13 protein-coding genes are annotated in these 16,044 nt (G+C 68.9%); 3 read left to right on the top strand and 10 right to left on the bottom strand.

Going from position 1 to position 16,044, the window contains the following annotated elements; genetic code table 11:
- Positions 1-7 precede the first annotated feature (7 nt).
- Entirely contained in the window at positions 8-1,651 is a 1,644-nt protein-coding gene (locus tag AB0M24_RS10325) for a glutamate--tRNA ligase family protein (RefSeq protein ID WP_363763810.1), read from the top strand.
- A gap of 281 nt (positions 1,652-1,932) precedes the next feature.
- Complete coding sequence (locus AB0M24_RS10330) at positions 1,933-4,530, top strand: exo 1,3/1,4-beta-D-glucan glucohydrolase (RefSeq protein ID WP_363763813.1); 2,598 nt, start codon at positions 1,933-1,935, stop codon at positions 4,528-4,530.
- 14 nt (positions 4,531-4,544) lie between these two features.
- Here AB0M24_RS10330 and AB0M24_RS10335 read toward each other — a convergent pair whose 3' ends face one another.
- From AB0M24_RS10335 to AB0M24_RS10375, 9 genes are all read right to left on the bottom strand, one after another.
- Positions 4,545-8,144 carry a hypothetical protein gene (locus tag AB0M24_RS10335; protein WP_363763816.1) on the bottom strand — a complete coding sequence of 1,200 codons (3,600 nt, stop codon included), beginning with the start codon at positions 8,142-8,144 and terminating at the stop codon, positions 4,545-4,547.
- Positions 8,145-8,304: 160 nt separating this feature from the next.
- Positions 8,305-9,753 carry an alpha/beta hydrolase gene (locus AB0M24_RS10340; RefSeq protein WP_363763819.1) on the bottom strand — a complete coding sequence of 483 codons (1,449 nt, stop codon included), beginning with the start codon at positions 9,751-9,753 and terminating at the stop codon, positions 8,305-8,307.
- 44 nt (positions 9,754-9,797) lie between these two features.
- Positions 9,798-10,025, bottom strand: a complete 228-nt coding sequence (locus tag AB0M24_RS10345) for a hypothetical protein (RefSeq protein WP_363763823.1) — start codon at positions 10,023-10,025, stop codon at positions 9,798-9,800.
- Positions 10,022-10,375 (bottom strand): helix-turn-helix domain-containing protein, encoded by a 354-nt coding sequence (locus tag AB0M24_RS10350; protein WP_363764313.1) that lies wholly within the window; start codon positions 10,373-10,375, stop codon positions 10,022-10,024. Before AB0M24_RS10350 ends, AB0M24_RS10345 begins: the two co-directional genes overlap by 4 nt.
- 57 nt (positions 10,376-10,432) lie before the next feature.
- Complete coding sequence (locus AB0M24_RS10355; RefSeq protein ID WP_363763826.1) at positions 10,433-11,032, bottom strand: YigZ family protein; 600 nt, start codon at positions 11,030-11,032, stop codon at positions 10,433-10,435.
- Positions 11,029-12,093: an ATP-dependent DNA ligase gene (locus AB0M24_RS10360; RefSeq protein ID WP_363763829.1), complete on the bottom strand. Its 1,065-nt coding sequence runs from the start codon at positions 12,091-12,093 to the stop codon at positions 11,029-11,031. Before AB0M24_RS10360 ends, AB0M24_RS10355 begins: the two co-directional genes overlap by 4 nt.
- Before the next feature lie 15 nt (positions 12,094-12,108).
- Entirely contained in the window at positions 12,109-13,212 is a 1,104-nt protein-coding gene (locus AB0M24_RS10365) for an MAB_1171c family putative transporter (RefSeq protein WP_363763832.1), read from the bottom strand.
- A gap of 91 nt (positions 13,213-13,303) precedes the next feature.
- The gene (locus tag AB0M24_RS10370; RefSeq protein WP_363763835.1) at positions 13,304-13,816 is read right to left on the bottom strand and encodes a hypothetical protein; all 513 of its coding nucleotides are present in this window, start codon (positions 13,814-13,816) and stop codon (positions 13,304-13,306) included.
- A 4-nt stretch (positions 13,817-13,820) separates the two neighbouring features.
- Positions 13,821-14,258 (bottom strand): helix-turn-helix domain-containing protein, encoded by a 438-nt coding sequence (locus AB0M24_RS10375; RefSeq protein ID WP_363763838.1) that lies wholly within the window; start codon positions 14,256-14,258, stop codon positions 13,821-13,823.
- A gap of 195 nt (positions 14,259-14,453) precedes the next feature.
- Between AB0M24_RS10375 and AB0M24_RS10380 the strand changes: the two genes are divergently transcribed.
- Positions 14,454-14,792, top strand: a complete 339-nt coding sequence (locus AB0M24_RS10380) for a hypothetical protein (RefSeq protein ID WP_363763840.1) — start codon at positions 14,454-14,456, stop codon at positions 14,790-14,792.
- Here the strand turns inward: AB0M24_RS10380 and AB0M24_RS10385 are convergent.
- Positions 14,789-16,030, bottom strand: coding sequence for an RICIN domain-containing protein (locus tag AB0M24_RS10385; protein ID WP_363763843.1), 1,242 nt, complete (start codon positions 16,028-16,030; stop codon positions 14,789-14,791). The two genes, AB0M24_RS10380 and AB0M24_RS10385, sit on opposite strands and share 4 nt — an antisense overlap.
- Positions 16,031-16,044 lie beyond the last annotated feature (14 nt).

Below are 16,044 nucleotides of genomic sequence, written 5' to 3' on the forward strand. Positions count from 1 at the left end.
CTCAGCGATGCTCGACCGTGCCGTCGTCGACGCCCTGTTCCCCTCGGACCTGCCCGAGCCGTCCTTCTGGGAGGAGCAGTACCCGCCTCGCGGGCTGGGTGACGACGCGAAGGTCACCCGCCTCGGCCCGTCGCCGACCGGGTTCCTGCACATCGGCGGCCTGTACGTCGGCATGATCGACCGCGACATCGCCTCGCACTCGGGCGGCTCGTACATCGTGCGCGTCGAGGACACCGACCAGGCGCGCGAGGTCGCCGGCGCCGTCGAGCAGTTCAACCAGGCGTTCGAGTACTTCGGCATCCAGCCCGACGAGGCCGACTCGGTGGGTGCCTACGGCCCGTACCACCAGTCCGCGCGCGAGCAGATCTACCTGACCTACGTGCGCGAGCTGCTGCGTTCCGGCGCTGCCTACCTGTGCTTCGCGACGAAGGAAGAGCTCGCGGACATCACCGCGCGCCAGCAGGCCACCAAGCTCCCCACCGGGTACTACGGCCGCTGGGCGATCTGGCGCGACAAGACGGCGGAGGACGTTGCCGAGGCTTTGGAGGCCGGCCGTCCGTACGTCGTCCGCTTCCGCTCGCCGGGCAAGGCGGGGGAGCGCACTTCGTTCGTCGACGCCATCCGCGGTCCGCTGGAGCACGAGGCCAACCGCAACGACGTCGTCATCCTGAAGGCGTCCGACCAGTCGCCGCGCCTGCCCACGTACCACTTCGCGCACGCCGTCGACGACCACCTGATGCGCGTGAACCTGGTGATCCGCGGCGAGGAGTGGATCTCCTCCGTCCCGACGCACCTGCAGCTGTTCGACGCCCTGGGCTTCGAGCGCGTCGAGTACGCCCACATCGCGCCGTTGATGAAGCAGCAGGGCGGATCGCGCCGCAAGCTCTCGAAGCGCAAGGACCCCGAGGCGTCCGTCGAGTACTTCATCGAGGCGGGCTACCCGGCCGAGGCCGTCCAGTACTACCTGCGCGGCCTGGTGAACGCGCGCCTGGCCGAGCTGCCGTTGGACGAGGCGCTGGCCGCGCCGATCTCCCTGGCGGAGTGCGGTGTCGCCGGGCCGCTGGTCGACCTGGTGAAGCTCGAGGACATCTCGGCCGACTACGTGGCCGGCCTGTCGGGTGCCGAGATCGTGGATCGCGTTGCGGTGTGGGCCGCCTCGTACGACCCGTCGCTGGTGTCGGTGTTGGAGTCGTCGCGTGATGAGGCGTTGGCCGCTCTGCAGGTCGAGCGCGGCCCGGAGGTCGCGAACCCGCGCAAGGACCTCCGCAAGTGGTCCGACTTCCGGGGGGCCTACGGCTTCTTCTTCTCGTCGTTGTTCGAGCTGGTGACCGATCGTGCGGACGAGCGCCTCGGTGGCTTGCCTGCTGAGCTGATCTCCGCGTTCGCCGCCGACTTCGCCGACGGGTACCTCGACGTGGAAGACGGCCAGGAGTGGTTCGGCCAGATCCGCGAGCTCGCGGTCAAGCACGGCTTCGCGCCGAACCCCAAGGAGTTCAAGAAGAACCCGGACGCGTACCCCGGTTCGATCAAGGAGGCGGCGCAGCTGATCCGCGTCGCGCTGACCGGCTCGAACCGCAGCCCGGACCTGCACGCCGTGGCCCGCACGCTGGGGCGTGACGAGGTGCTGCGCCGGGTGCGCGCGCTCGTCTAGCTCCACCGGTTTTCGACGGCCCCCGGTTCTGCCGGGGGCCGTTTTGTTTGCGCGACGTCTCGCCGGTGATGACGTGACCGAACTTGGCACGGAACCACCCCGCTGGAACGCGCCCACCACCGGGCAACCACCCGACCGGCCGCCACCCCAACCGCCCATCGCGGCCACCCGACCGGACTACTGAGTCCGGTATGCCCCGCGGTGTCCGGAAAGTTTCCGGAACAAAGTCGTGAGAGCGTTCCCATTGACGCAGACGTAACAAAAAGTTGAGGATCTGCGGCATGCAGTGGAGAAGCACTCTCGCCGCAGTGCTGGGGCTGACGCTCGCCGCCAGCGCGACAGCGGCCGTTGCCGCGCCGGACGAGCGCGGGTCCAAACAGCCGGTCATCGGGCAGCCCCGTACCGAGCACGGGTGTGCCCGCATCGAGAAGTCGTTGCCGGAGCTCAAGGAGTGGCCGAAGGTCGAGAGCCAGCTCAAGGGCGACCGCAAGGACGAAGCGAGGATCAAGGAAATCCTCAAGGGCATGACGCTGGCCGAGAAGGTCGGCCAGATGACGCAGCCGGAGATCGGTGCGATCACGGCTCAGGACGTCACCACGTACGGGTTCGGCTCGGTGCTCAACGGTGGTGGCAGCTGGCCCAACGCCAACAAGAAGGCCACGCCGCAGGACTGGCTCGCCAAGGCCGACGCCTACTGGGAGGCGTCGAAGGCCTCGCGCACCAAGATTCCCGTGATCTGGGGCATCGACGCGGTGCACGGCAACAACAACGTCTACGGCGCAACGGTGTTCCCGCACAACATCGGGCTCGGCGCCGCGCAGGACCCGTGCCTCATCCGCGACATCAACGAGGCCACGGCCGAGCAGATCCGGGCGACCGGGCAGGACTGGGCGTTCTCGCCGACGCTCGCCGTGGTTCGCGACGACCGGTGGGGGCGCACGTACGAAGGGTTCTCCGAGGACCCGCGGATCACGCGCGCTTACGGGTTCGAGGCCATCAAGGGCTTGCAGGACAACGCGAAGAAGCGCATCGGCGAGGACGGCGTGATCGCCACAGCCAAGCACTTCCTCGGTGACGGCGGCACGACCGGTGGCAAGGACCAGGGCGTCAACGCCGCCACCGAGAAGGAAATGATCAACATCCACGGGCAGGGCTACTACGGGGCACTGGCCGCGGGTGCGCAGACCGTGATGATCTCCTTCAACAGCTGGACGAACGACGTCATCAACGAGGGCAAGGTGCACGGCAGCAAGTACGTGCAGACCGGCATCCTCAAGGAGAAGATGGGCTTCGACGGCCTGCTCGTCTCCGACTGGAACGGCATCGGCCAGGTCACCGGCTGCACGAACGCCAGCTGCCCGCAGGCGATCAACGCCGGCATGGACATCATCATGGTGCCCAACGACTGGAAGGCGTTCATCGCCAACACGGTCACGCAGGTCGAGACCGGCGTGATCCCGCTGGCTCGCATCGACGACGCCGTCACCCGGATCCTGCGCGTCAAGCTGCGCGCCGGTACGTTCGACGCGCCGAAGCCGTCGCAGCGCGAGCACGCGGGTGAGCAGGAAGCGTTGCTGCACAAGGAGCTCGCGCGCAAGGCCGTGCGGGAGTCCGCGACGCTGCTGAAGAACAACAAGCGCGTGCTGCCGTTGTCCAAGCGCAGCAAGGTTCTCGTGGTCGGCAAGAGCGCGGACAACATCGGCAACCAGACCGGTGGCTGGACGCTGTCCTGGCAGGGCACCGGCAACTCCAACGCCGACTTCCCCAACGGCACCAGCATCCTCAAGGGCATCCAGGACGCGCTCGGCACCGCCAACGTCACGTTCGCCGAGACCGCGGACAACGTCGACCCCAAGAACTTCGACGCCGTCATCGCCGTCATCGGTGAGACGCCGTACGCGGAGGGCGTGGGCGACATCGGCAAGCGGACGCTCGAGACCGCGCGCCTGTACCCGAAGGACCTCGAGGTGCTGGACAAGGTGTCCGGCAAGGGCAAGCCGGTCATCACCGTCTACGTCGGCGGCCGTGCGATGTACATGAACAAGGAGCTCAACCGCTCCGACGCGTTCGTCGCCGCGTGGCTTCCCGGCACCGAGGGCGGTGGCATCGCCGATCTGCTGATCAAGGGACGCCACAACGGTTTCCAGGGCAAGCTGTCCTACTCGTGGCCGCGCAGCGCCTGCCAGACGCCGCTCAACGACCCGAGCCAGGACCCGCTGTTCAAGCTCGGCTACGGCCTGCGCGACTGGCAGACCGGCGACGTCGGCGTGCTCGACGAGGCGAGCCCCGGCGGCACCTGCTCCGGTGGTGGCGGCGGTACGGCCACTGAGGACCTGGAGGTCTTCAACCGCACCGACATCGCGCCGTACAGGAGCTTCATCGGCTCACCGGAGAACTGGGGCGGCACCGAGATCGGGCCCGACGGCCAGGCCTCGCACGCCGAGATCAACGTCGTGCAGTCCGACGTCAACGTCCAGCAGGACGCGCTCAAGACGACGTGGACCGGCACCGGACCGGGCCAGGTGTACCTGCAGAGCCCGACCGGCGGCGACCTGCGCGGCTACGGCAACGCCAACGCGGCCATCGTGTTCGACGTGATCGTGCACTCGGCTCCGGCCAACCGCACGGTCATCAGCGCGCACTGCGTGTACCCGTGCAGTGCGGAAATCGATGCCACGCAAGCGTTCCGCGGCCTCCCGATCGGACAGAAGTCGACCGTGAAGGTCTCGGTCAACTGCCTCGCCGACAAGGGGCTGGACCTGGAGAACGTCAACACGCCGTTCCTGGTCTACACGGACGGCGCGTTCCAGGCGTCGTTCGCGAACGTGCGGTGGGTGCCCAAGGCGGGCGCCGATCCGGACGTCATTCCCTGCACGTAACGCCGAAACGTGCCCTACCGGCAGACCTGCCGGTAGGGCACGTCCGGGAAGTGCTCCTCCCACTGCGCGCGTGTCAGCGGTTCGGGGTGCCGCGCGCACAACCGCTCCACCGCCCGATCGACGTCCACGTCCCACAGCCGCACCGTCGTGTCGTTGCCGCCGGAGGCCAGGTACGTGCCGTCGGGCGAGAACTCGATCGCCGCGACGTCCCGCTCGTGCCCGGTGAACCTCGTGACCAGCCGCGGATGTGCCGGATCCGAGACGTCCCACAGCCGCAGCACGCCGTCCGTGTGCGAGGTCGCCATCAGCGTGCCGTGGTAGGTCACCCCGTACGGACCTGCGGTGAGCCCGGAAATCCTGCCCACCTCCCGCATCGTGCGCGGGTCGGTGAACCTGATCTCCTTGTCGCCGATCGCGGTGGCGAGCAGCCTGCCGTCCGGGCTGAAGCCGCCGCGCAGCGTGGTGTCGCTGTGCCCGGAGAACGGGATCTCGCTCGGTGAGCGGAGATCGGTGACGTCGAAGACCTTCGAGTGGTCGCCGGTGCCCGCGACGAGCTTGCCTCCGTCCGGGCTGAAGTGCACCGCCCACAGGTAGTTGTTGCCGACCTCGCGGAACGACAGCAGCTCCGGCGCCTTCGTGTTCGTGATGTCCCACAACAACACCTGCCGATACGTGCCGACAGCGAGTGTCCTGCTGTCCGGGGTGAACGCCGCCGACACCGCGCGGTCGGTCTGCACCGGCAACGCCTTCAGGAGCACCGGCGCCGTCACGTCGCTGACGTCGTAGAGCCGGCAGAACCCGTCGTCGCTCGTCACCGCGAGCAGCTTTCCGTCCGGGCTGAAGGTGGTGAACCGCAGATATCCCCTGGCGTCGGTGATCCGGGTGATCGGCTCGCGGCCGCGCTCGGGGGTCATCCGCCACAGCCACACCGTGCTGTCCCAGCTGCTGGTCGCGAGCACCTGGCCGTCCGGGCGGAACGACGTCCCCGAGATGTTGTTCTCGTGGCCCAGCAACGGCAGGTCGGCGAGCCGCTGCAGCCGCACCGTCTTCGCGCCCTCCGAGATCACCAGGGCGGAGTTGTCCTGGGTGAACTCGGCGTCGTAGACGCCGGCGCTGAGCGTGGCGAGCAGCCGCGGCCTGCCTTCCTGGTCGAGGTGGGAGAGATCCCACAGGCGGGTGCGCCGATCGCCCGTCGCGACGAGCTTCGTGCCGTCCGGGGAGAACGACACGCCCCAGACGATGGCGGTGAAGTCGGCGAACCCCGCACGCTCGCGCGGGTTCGCCAGGTCGGTGACGTCCCACAGCTTGGCGAGGTGGTCCCAGCCCCCGGTCGCCACCGACCGGCCGTCCGGCGCGAACGCGAGCGACTCGATCCCGCCGGTGTGCCCGCGCAGCACCCCTTGCTGCCGCGGCTCGCCGTCGCCGAACGTCCACAGCGTCACGACCTTGTCCACCGCCACGGCGAGTGCTTTGCCGTCCGGCCGGAACCGCAGCCGCCGGGTGGCGGACTCGAACCCCGTCAGCGTCGAGGTGAGCACGGGGACGGCGGGATCGGTGATCCGCCAGAACTGGACGACGGGGCCGACCGCCATCGCCGCCGTGGAGCCGTCCGGGGCGAACGCGATGTCGTTGATCTTCGTGGCGGCGTCCGTGCTCGGGATCGTGCCCTTCTTCTTCGGCGCGGCAGGGTCGCTCACGTCGTAGAGCAGCACGCCCTGCTCGGTGGTGAGTGCCAGCAGGCCGTCGCGGGTGAACTCGACGCCGTGCAGCTCAGCGCCCGTGTCGGTGGTGCTCAGGTGCCGGGGCGTGTGGACGTCCGAGATGTCCCACAGCTTCAGGTCCTTGTTCCAGCTGACCGTCGCGAGAGTGGTGCCCCTGGTGGCGACGGCCGGGATGTCCGTCTCGTGTGCGGCGATCCGGGTGAAATACGGGTCCGCCGTGGCGCTCAGCAGGTTGTCGCGGGTCTCGGTGTTGTCGGAGAGCTGCTGGGCGGCGAGGCTCAGCTGGGTCGAGAGCGAGGCGTTCAACGGCTGCAGACCCTGCGCGTCGCTCACCGCCTTGCGCGCGATGGCGATGTTTCGCTGCGCCGTGGTCTCCCGCTGGGCCTTGATCGCGTAGCCGACTGCCGTCACGGCGAGCACCAGCAGCACGGTGAGGAGTCCGACGAGCTGCCGCAGCCTGCGGGTTCGCCGTCGCGTGGCGGCCTGTTCGGCTTCCTCCGCCTCGATGCTCGCGTTGAGGAACCGGCGCTCGCGGCCGGACATCGCGTCGTCGTCGCCCGTGGCCCACTCACGGGCCAGTGCGAGGCGCACGCCCCGGTAGAGCGCGCCCGAGTCACGGCTCAGCGACTCCCAGGTCGCGGCGGCCTCGGTGAGCTGGTGGTGGACGCGCAGGGCGTCGCGGTTCGCGGTCAGCCAGCCGGACAACCGGGGCCACGACCGGATCACGGCTTCGTGCGCGAGGTCGACGCCGGTGTCGTCGAGCGTGATGAGCCGTGCGCGCGCGAGGTGGTCGAGCACCAACAACGTGTCGTCATCGTTGTCGAGAGAGTCGCGGCTGACGCGGCGCTTGGTGTCCTCGGTGCCCTCGCCGAGCGCGGTCAGCCGCAGGAAGATCTTGCGCGCGATCGCCTGCTGGGCCGCGTCGAGTGCGAGGTACGCGGCTTCGGCGCTCTGGGCCAGCGCGTGCCGTACGCCGCCCGTCTCCTCGTAGCCCGCCACGGTCAGACGGGTGCCGCGACGACGACGCCACGTCTCCAGCAGTGCGTGCGAGACGAGCGGCAACGGCGCGTGCTCTGCCTCCAGCACCGACACCAGCGCGCCCTCGACCGTGTAGCCCGCGCGCAACGCCGGCTCGGTGATCGCGCGCCGCAGCTCGGTCGGGCTCATCGCGCCGACCAGGATCTGCGCGTCGTGCAGCGCGTCGACCAGGTCGGGGTAGCGGCCGCAGTGGCCGTAGAAGTCGGAGCGCACGCCGATGACGACCTTGCGCTCGGTCGAATGCGTGATCGCCTCGATGAACGCGGTCCGCTCGTCCTCGTCGCGGCAGAGGGTGAAGACCTCCTCGAACTGGTCGATCACCACGAGGTCCGCCGTCACCGCGCCCCACAACGCCAGCGGGTGCGGGCCGGGGGAGAAGACGTCGGCGGGACGCGTGGCCACGAGTCCCGCGCGCAGCAGTGACGACTTGCCCGATCCGGACGCGCCGAAAACACCCACGAAAGGACGTTCGGTCACTTTCTCCAGCAGTTGTCCGGCGAGCTTTTCCCGGCCGAAGAACCGGCTGGAGTCCGATGTCTGGAAGGCGCCGAGGCCGAGGTACGGCGGTTCGCCCTCGGTGGTGGCGGGCTTCGCGCTCTCGGCGACGTCGTGCCATCTTCGGCGCCATTGTCCGACGTCGCCGCCGCAGGCGTGCACGTACGCGACCGTGACCGCCAGGCTGGGCAGTTTCCTGCCGCTCGCGGCCTCGGAGAGCACCGTCACCGAATAGTGCGCGAGCTTGCTCAGGTCCCGGTAGGTCGGCTTACCTGCTTTCTCACGCAACAATCTCAAGTCCGCGGCGAAGCTGAGCAGCTCGTCATCGTCGGAATCCAGCGGGCGCTCGGGTCTCGGCACCCGCCGGATTGTTCCCTCGTTGTTTGTTCGGCGTCCAGTCGGCGGAACCGAACAACGCGTTCGCTCTATGAAGAACCCATGAACGGTGACATTCGCGACCTGCTCGTCGAGACCCGCAAACCCGACAACCCGCCGCCGGACCCGAAGACCTAGCCGGCCTCTAGTCCTCGCAGAAGGCGCCCTGTGGGGGTAGGGCGCCCTCTGCGAGATAGGCGACGACGTGGTCGGAGACGCACTTCTCGCTCTGGAAGAACCCGGTGTGGCCCTCGCCGCGATGCGTCAGCAGGTGCCCGCTGCGCAACGTCCGGGCCAGCGCCACCGAGTCCTGGTACGGGGTGTCGGGGTCACCGGTGTTGCCGACGACGAGGATCGGGGCCGCGCCGGGAGCCGAGAACGGGCCGGGGTAGCGCGACTTCGACTTCACCGGCCACTGGGTGCATGCCGTGGCGTGCGCGTGGTCGTAGCTCGGCACCGCGTACGCGAGCGCAGGGCCGGTCAGCGGTGCCTTCGCCGAGGCGAACGCGAGCCGGGCACGCAGCTCGGCCCTGCTCGACGAGAACGCCCTGTCCGCGCACTCGACCGACGTGTTGGCCGCGTGGAACCGCGGGCCGGGCACGGCCAGCAGACCGCCGGTGCGCTTCTGCGCGTCGGCCAGGCCCTGGGCGATGTCGGGCCACGAGCTCTTGCCGCCGCCGAGCTCGGACATGACGTTGTACGTGAGCGTCGCGCCGTTGCCCTGCAGCACGCCGTTCACCACCACCGGTTCCTTGTCGAGCTGTTCCTGAAGCGTGGCGAACGCGGCCCGCGGGTTGCCCTCGCCGAACACGCACCTGGTCGTCACGCACCAGTCGAAGAACCGGCCCAACGCGGCCTCGACCGCCTCGAACTGACCCAGGTCGTACTCGTAGGGCCGGTTCGCGTACGTGTGCGGGTTGTAGGCGCCGTCGAGCGCGAGGACCCGGAAGTTGCGCGGGAACAGGTTCGCGTAGACCGTGCCGATGTACGTCCCGAACGAGATGCCGAAGTAGTTCAGCTTCGCGTCGCCCACCGACTGCCGCAGCAGGTCCATGTCGCGTGCGACGGCCTCGGTGCCGACGAACGGCAGCAGCTTCGCGCTCTCTCGCGCACACGCATCGGCGAACGCCTTGCCGGTGCGCACCGCGCTGTCGAACGAGTCACGGCGCGGCTTGGCGGTCGCCTCGGCCCACGCCGCCGTGTACTCCGTCTGGTTCATGCAGGCCAGCGGCTGGCTGCGGGCCACACCACGCGGGTCGAAGCCGACGATGTCGAACCGGTCGCGCAGCTCTTTCGGCCCGTTGGACCCGAAGAACCGCACGAGACCGTCGGTGCCGCCGCCGGGCCCGCCGGGGTTGACGAACAACGACCCGATGCGTCGCGCGGGGTCGGCGGCGGGCCTGCGGGTGAGGGCGAGCGTGATCTTCTCGCCGCTCGGGTTCCGGTGGTCGAGCGGGACGTCAGCGGTCGCGCACTGGTAGCCGTCGCGGCAGTCGGTCCAGGTCAGCACTGGCACTTGGGCTGGTGCGGCGAGCGCGGGCACGCTCGTCAGCAGGAGCGCGCCGGTCAGCGCGCCCGTCAGGAGCTTGGACATGTTCCCCCTCAGGAATCTGTTCGGGGAGAACGCTTCCACGGGTCCTATTGAGATTCACCCGTCGGAGGTAGGGCGTTGTCGAGCAGGAACCGTGCCGCTCGTTGAGCCTGGCGAGCCGGTTCGGACGACACCGTGATGGCCGTGTTCGTCATCGCCCCCTCGAACAGCAGGAAGATCGAGTCCGCCACCCACGCCGGTCGGCCCATCGCCTCGACCATCGCCGCGATCGCGCCCCGCACCCCGGTCTTCTGGTGGCGCACGACCGCCGTCACGCGCTCCGAGGACGGCCCCAGCTCGGCGTAGGAGTTGATGAACGCGCAGCCGCGGAAGTCGGTCGTGCCGGCCGAGTCCGCCATCCAGTCGAAGATCGCCAGGATTGGTCTTCCGGGGTGTGCGCGCGGACGACGTACTCGAGCGTCGCGGCGGTGATGGCCTCCTCACGCCGGCGCAGCACCTCCTCGACCAGCGCCTCCTTGCCGTCGAAGAGCTGGTAGAGCTTCTTCAGCGAGACGCCGGCCTCGGTGCGCAGCTCGTCCATGCCGACCGCGTGCGCGCTCTTCGCGTAAAACAGCCGGTCAGCGGCCTGCAGCACCCGCTCCCGAACCCGGCCGCACTTCGTCATGGGCACGCCGGGCTGGGAAGAGGTCGCCGACTACGCGTTGAACTGGGCGGACAAGTTCTAGGTGTCGAGGTCCACGGGCTCGCCCCTGATCGCGGTGACGGCACCGCCGGTCTGAGCGGCGAGCCAGACCTCGAACGCCCCGGGATCCTTCGTGAGCACGGTGAAGGTGACGTCATGACCGTATTCGGTGTCCGCGACGTGGTACCCGGCCGCGCGCAACGCGTTCTCCAGCTTGCCCGCCTGATCGTGGTCCACGGCCAGAAGCAGACTCTCGTGCCGTTCACGGGTGAGAGTGCCCAACGAGTCGATGGCCTCCGACACGGCCCGTCCGTAGGCCCGCACCAGGCCGCCCGCGCCGAGCTTGATGCCGCCGTAGTAGCGGGTGACGACCACCGCGGTGTCGACGAGATCCCGCCGCGTCAGGACCTCCAGCATCGGCACACCGGCCGTACCAGCGGGTTCACCGTCGTCGGACGAGCGCTGGGTGTCGGCGGTGCGGAACGCCGTGCAGTTGTGGGTCGCCTGCCAGTGCTCCTTGCGAATCCGCGCGAAGAACTCCGACGCTTCCTGGTCGGTGGTGACGCGGGCGACGTGGCACAGGAACCGCGACCGCTGGATCTCGATCTCGTGCGTGCCGTCCCGCTTGATCACCTTCACGTCTCGATTGTGCGCCTGCGCTCCGCTTCGCCGAACAGGGCGTCCAGCTCGGCGGGCGCGACCTCCTCCAGCTGCTCGTACGTGCAGCTGACCGGATCGCGGTCGTCGCGGAAGCGCACCAGCCGCGCGGTGTGGCGGAACCGGCCGCCCTGCACGTGCTCGTACCGCACCTCGGCCACGCGGGTCGGGTCCAGCAGCACGATCTGCAGCTGCTTCTCGGGGTTCCAGCGGCTGTTCATCCCGGGCCCGGTGTAGGTCGCCCACGCGGCCCACGGGTGGTCGGCGGGGTCCAGCAGCGGCTTGAGCTCTTCGACCAGCTCCCTGCGCCGCGCCGCCGTGAAGCTGCTCGCGACGCCGACGTTGTGCAGCTCGCCGTCCTGGTACAGCCCGAGCACGAGCGATCCGACGGTCTCGCCGTCCTTGTGCAGCCGGTAGCCCGCGACCACGCAGTCGGCCGTGCGTTCGTGCTTGACCTTGAACATCACGCGCTTGTCGGGCTCGTAGACGCCGTCCAGAGCCTTCACCATCACGCCGTCGAAACCCGCGCCCTCGAACCGGGTGAACCAGTCCTGCGCGACCTCGGGATCCTCAGTGGACGGTGTCAGGTAGACGCCGGGGATCTCGGTGACGATCTCTTCGAGGAGCTTGCGCCGTTCGCTCAACGGCAGCGCGGTGAGGTCCTGGTCGCCGCACGCCAGCAGGTCGAACGCCACGAACGAGGCCGGCGTCTCCACCGACAGCTTGCGGACCCGCGACGCGGCCGGGTGCAGGCGCAGCTGGAGGGTGTCGAAGCTCAGCCCGTCCGGCGTGACCAGCACGATCTCGCCGTCCACGACACAGCGCGGTGGCAACGCCTCGCGCAGCAGCTCCACGACCTCGGGGAAGTAGCGGGTGAGCGGCTTGTCGTTGCGCGAGCCCAGCTCCACCTCGTCGCCGTCGCGGAACACGATGCAGCGGAAGCCGTCCCACTTCGGCTCGTACGCGAGACCGTCCCCGCGCGGCAGTTCGGGGACGGACTTCGCGAGCATCGGCTTCACCGGCGGCATCACGGGCAGGTCCACGCCCGCAGCCTAATTTCAGCGCAGGGCCACGGCGAGTTTTTCCAGCTCCCGCACGTCCGCGTCCATGCCGTCGTCCTCGGGAATCGCCAGCGCGATCGGCCTGCGCAACGTCACCGCGCCCGCCTGCCGCGTCTCCAGCCCCGCGCGCAACCGTTCGGCGAGCGGCATCTCGTCCGGCGTCTCGGCGACGTACGGGCTGATCCGCACCAACCCGTCCCGGCACTCGATCACCCGCCGGTAGTAGCGCCGGTGCACGCCCCGCAACGAGAAGCCCTTCGACGGCACGCGATGCAGCGCGTCCTCGGGGAACGACTGGTTCAGCAGCGTCCACAGTGGAGCGAGCCGGTGGTACGCGCGCAGGTGCCGCAGCCACAGCCTGGAAGCCGCGAACCGCATCGCGGCGATCGGGTAGACGACGCCGATCACGCACAGCAGCACGCCGGGCAGAAGGAACCACACCGCGGTGGTCAGCAGCCAGCGGGGGAGCGGTTCGCCGAAGTAGCGGGAGATGTTGGACGACACGAAGATCGCGTCGGCCGGCACCAGCAGCCCGAGGCCGGTCGAGGTGATCAGCAGGCCCCTGCGCAGCCTCGGCTCGGCACCGCGGGCGTAGCGGCGGGCCCAGACGAACATCGCCGCGAACCCGTAGAGCAGATAACCGTTGCCCAGCGCGTAGAACACCGTGATCGCGAGGACACCGGTCGGCCCGCCGCCGAGCGAGTTCGGCACCAGAGCCGCGGCCCGGCGCAGGTCGTCGGGGATCGCCACGACGGCCCACGTCATCCCCGCGTTGCACAGCAGGAGAGGCGCGAGCTGGATCCACGCGTGCCTGCGCGCCCTCGTGTCGTCGAGGGCGGAGAAGATGAAGAAGCAGATCAGGCCGTACACGCCGACCTGCAGCAGCGCGTGCTGGATCAGCTGGCAGACCATCGGGTCGAGGCCGAGGAACCACCGCCCGTTCGCCGCGGCCCGCCCGAAGGGGTAGCCGATCGCCCACCCGGCCACCAGCCCCGTCACCGACCGCAGCCGCGGGTCGTGCGGGCGGCGCACCAGCAGGTAGAGCACGACGGCGAGCGCGGAGAACGCGACGATGCCCTGCGTTTCCTTGAGGTACTCCATCTAGAACAGCCCGTTCTGGTCGGCGAGCGGGTAGGCCACCAAGCGTGCGAAGCCTGCGGTGGTGCTCGGGGTGGCGGGGGAGCACTCCACGTCAGAGCCATCCGATCCGGTCGGCGAGCGAGGACGCCATCCGCCGCGCCGGGCCCTCCGAGTTGCGCGGCGCGACCTTGTCCAGCACCGATGCCCACTCGAGGATGATCGTCGCGACCGTCTCGGCCTCGCGCTCGTGCGCGGTGTCGTAGGAGGTGCGCCGCAGTGCTCGCCGCACGGCGTCCGGTTCGAGATCCGGGTAGAGGCCCGCGAGCAGCTCGTCGTCCTGCTCGTCGCTCGTGTGACCGGCGAGCAGATGGCCCAGCTCGTGCAGGATGATGTGGTTCTGGTGCGCCTTCGACGTCTCCTGCTGGTACAGGATGTAGTCGGCTCTGGCGGTCGCGATCCACACCCCGTACGGACCGGGCACCGGAATCGGGTGCGCGATCAGCCGGATCGGTTTGCCTCGCTGGTCACCTACTCTGCGGCAGAGCTCCTCGACGTCCAGCGGCGGGTGAATGTCCAGCTCGTTCAGCAAGCGGCGGCACCGCTTGCGCAACTCCCGTTCGGCCACGAGATCATCCTTCGCCGCGCTCGGCCTGTTCCTGTCGGTAGACGACGTCGAGCAACTCCATGACCAGGCGGCGGCGGTCCGGCGACAGCTCGCCCGCGCGCATCGCCATGAGTTGGGCGTCGCTGCCCGCGGCGAGCTCGTTGAGGCGCGACTGCTCGTCCTGCAACGACTTCAGCTGCTCGTCGACGCGGTCGGTGACCTCGTCGTCGAAGAAGTAGCTCACGGGCACACCGAAGAAGCCTGCCAGTGCCTGCAAGTGCTTGAAAGTCGGGTTGTCCTTCTTGCCCTTGCGCAGCTGCCAGATGTAGCTCTGGGAGATGGTGACGCCCGTGTCCGCGATCGCCGCCGCGACCTGCTCGTTGCTGTACTCCTGGCCGGAGCGGGAGGTGTGCCGGGCGAAGAGGTGGTTGAGCTTGTCAGCCAGGGACCGTTCCCCCGCCATTGCCGGCTCCCCCCGTTGCGCGCAGTGAGCGTTTCCACTCACGGAAAGGGCTATCTGGGTGACGGGATTTTCACCAGTTGAAACCCCGCCTCTGGCCAACATAGACTCCCATCGTGCCCGTCTCAACTGCGGTGGGGATACCGGAGGACACCGGACATGGCGCTTGCTGAACGACAGGGGTCGTTTCACCGAACCGTGATCGACGTCGTCTACAAGACCATGAACCAGCTCGCGCAGACGGACTCGCCGAACGAGGTGTTCGAGCTGCGCGAGCAGCTGCGCGCTGCCCTGCCCTGGTGGCGGGGGCTGCTGCGGATGCACGAGCCGAACGAGCGTCATCGCTGCAAGTCGTGCCACACGTGGTACGGGCGGCATCGCGCCTGGCCCTGCCCGGTGTGGCGGGACGCGGTCTCCGCGTTGCACCAGCTCAACGACATGTACGGGTTCCTGGCCACGTCCCACCCGGTCTCCGGGAGCAGGAGACCGGGGGAACGGGTGACCGTGACCGGGCCTCACCCCGGCCGGGACGACTAGCCGATCTTGAAGCTCTGGGCCGCCGAGCCGTTGCAGGTCGCCTGGATCAGCTGCACGCCGTCGGTGTTCCCGCTCGGCGCGCTGAGGCACTTGCCGGAGTGGCGGGCGGTCAGGGTCGAGTAGCCGTCGGCGCCGGTGGTGACGCGCCACTGCTGGTTGGTGCCGCCGCCGTAGGTCCACAGGTGGATGCCCGCGCCGTCCGCGGTGGACACGTTGCTCACGTCCAGGACCTTCGAGCTGTCGTTGCGGTACTCGATCCGGCTGTAGCCGTCACTCGTGGCCACGGCGCGGAAGTTCTGCGCGGCCGTGCCGTTGCAGGCGTACTGCTGGATGACGGTGCCGTTGTCGAGACCGGCGGACCGAGCGTCGACGCACTTGCCGTTGCCGCGGTTGACGACGGTCTTGAAGTCGGGCTGCGGCTGGGGTGAACCGCCGCCGCCCAGCCACAGCAGGCTGTCGATGATGAAGTTGTTCTGCGTGGCCGAGGCGAACGTCGACGACAACGGACGGTTGTTCGGGTAGTCCATCGCGTTGTGGCCGAAGTTCGCGTAGATCATCTTGAAGTTCTTGTTCGTCCACATGATCGGGTAGTAGCCGCTGCGCCACTGCTGGTTCGGGTCGGTGCCGAGCGGGAAGCTCGACGGGTCGACGCTCGCCAGGATCTGGATGTCCGGGTTCGTGCGCAGGTCACGCGACCAGCTGTACCACTCGCTGACCGAGGAGGTGAACTTCTCGGGCAGGCGCAGGGTCGACGGGTGCGTGCGGGTCTCGACCTTCAGCGTCGCGGTGGTCGGGCCCCAGGTGTTGTTGACGAAGTTCCCCTTGCCCAGGAACGTGTTGTGGTACCAGGACCACTCGTTCGCGTTCTGCGTGAAGGCGCTGACGTGGAAGCCGAAGAAGCCGCCGCCCGCCTCCATGTAGCGCTGGAAACCGGTGCGCTGCGCGGCGTTGTGCGGCTGGTCGTCGAGGAACAGCACGACCTGCGCCTGCGAGGGCGTGAGGGTGTTGAGCCTGTCCCAGTTGTTCGTGGCCTCGTAGGTGAAGCCGTTGTCCTGGGCGGCCCTGGTGAACCACGGGTTCGCCTCGTTGACGAACGCGATGTGGGCGGCGTCCCAGGTTCCGCTGTAGAAACCGAGGACCTTGAACGGCGCCGCCTGTGCCGGACCGGTGGCCGAGAGGCCGACCGGGAAGAGTGCCGCGCCGATCAAAGCCAGCACGGTCAACAGTTTTCTGACCATCGAGGCACACACCT

This window comes from Lentzea sp. NPDC051838, assembly GCF_040681245.1.
Taxonomy (GTDB): domain Bacteria; phylum Actinomycetota; class Actinomycetes; order Mycobacteriales; family Pseudonocardiaceae; genus Lentzea.